Below are 1,489 nucleotides of genomic sequence, written 5' to 3' on the forward strand. Positions count from 1 at the left end.
AAATTGGCGGCATGAAAACCAACCCGGATACACCTTAGATCAGCCGCTGAGCTGTCCGAAAAACCGGGACCACTTCAAAGCCCCCGATTTTCGCAGACATGCGAAAAGCATCCGTAGCGTTGACACTACTTAAGGCCTCGTCGGCGCTCCCGAACACAATTTCGCCGCCAAGGCCTAGTATCGCCTCAGCTGTGAAATTGCCATCTAGTCCATATTCTGCGTTTGACATAAATCATCTCTTTTGAAGGCAATAAAAATTAGAGCGGCGACCGAATAGTACATGAGAGAAATCGCAACTGAAAAGCTAACTGGTGCAATCGTAGGGTGATATAAAATCCCAATTTTGGAAAGACCATCATTTTCCTCCGCAACCGGAAGTAAGAACATAAACGATAAGGAAATGCCTAAAGATACCAGAGACCATAGAACACCCTTTACTGGGACTTCCGGAATCTTTGGCTTGATCCTTTTTTTTCCGTCAGAATAGGATAATACGTGTGCCAGTCCGTGCCCAACCAGGAACCCCGGTGCTAGTGCTAATGTGAGATTAAAATAGCGTGCTGTTTCCTCCCAGACCTGTGCAAATTGGTCTGATCGACGATTAGCCAGCTTGATGCAGTCCACCCATCCGAACAAATATACGAAGGCGCGTTCATTTAGTACGACTGGCAACAAGTAGATTGCTAGCGCCGAAAACAGAATGACATAGAAGGACAATAGAGCATTGGATCTACTTTTTTTCAAATCGTTCCCACTCCAGTATTTGATCATCAGTAGCGCACCTAGGAGGTGTATGACAATAATTTGCCTCGAGCACAATCGTTAAAAATGTAATGGTCACGTCCGTCAAGGTGGTGTAATTTCGTGGGTGGCTTGAGGTCATGATCAGGCGGCTTTGATGCTGAGAATTGGGTCTATCTCCTCGTGGTCGATCTGGGCGAAGGCTTCGACCATCATGTAGCGGCTGGCAGTCTGCCATTCGTCGTTTTGCTCGAACAGCACGGCGCCGATGAGGCGGATGATGGAAGGTTCGTTGTGGAAGATTCCCACCCCGTCGGCGCGACGCTTCACCTCTTTGTTCAGGCGCTCGATCGGGTTTGTGCTGTGCAACTTTGTGCGGTGCTGGCGCGGAAAGGCCATGTAGGCCAGCACGTCATGTTCGTTCTCATCCATCAATTCGGCCAGCTTGGGCCAGCGAGAGCGGAGCTGATCTGCCACCTTGCGCCAGGTCTCACCGGCAGATGCACGGTCGGGTTGGTCGAAGGCCTGGTGACCTGCCACTGAACTTTCATCCAGCCGCGACCGGAGCCCGGTTTGTGTTTACGCCGGTTGGCGCAGGTTGAGCAATCGCCCGACGCGTGGAGCTTTCATCTCGCGTAGCGGGGCGGGCGATTGCGGTGGTCAGGGTCCGTGCATAGTCAGCCGGGGTTTGGTAGTCCAAGGCTGAATGGGGTCGTTCGGTGTTGTAGTCAGCCGCCCAGGCCGCGAT

The 1,489-nt window shown here is 51.9% G+C and carries 2 protein-coding genes and 1 pseudogene; all 3 read right to left on the minus strand.

What is annotated here, in order from left to right:
• Positions 1 to 204: 204 nt before the first annotated feature.
• Positions 205 to 771 (minus strand): hypothetical protein, encoded by a 567-nt coding sequence (locus tag I3253_RS20305; RefSeq protein ID WP_197919601.1) that lies wholly within the window; start codon positions 769 to 771, stop codon positions 205 to 207.
• A 114-nt stretch (positions 772 to 885) separates the two neighbouring features.
• Positions 886 to 1,284: pseudogene (locus I3253_RS20310) on the minus strand (transposase); the annotation flags it as partial.
• A gap of 4 nt (positions 1,285 to 1,288) precedes the next feature.
• Positions 1,289 to 1,489 (minus strand): integrase core domain-containing protein (locus I3253_RS20315; RefSeq protein WP_197919488.1); only part of this gene is annotated, 201 nt, incomplete at its 5' end.

This window comes from Thiosulfatihalobacter marinus (genome assembly GCF_016019955.1).
Taxonomy (GTDB): domain Bacteria; phylum Pseudomonadota; class Alphaproteobacteria; order Rhodobacterales; family Rhodobacteraceae; genus Shimia; species Shimia marinus_A.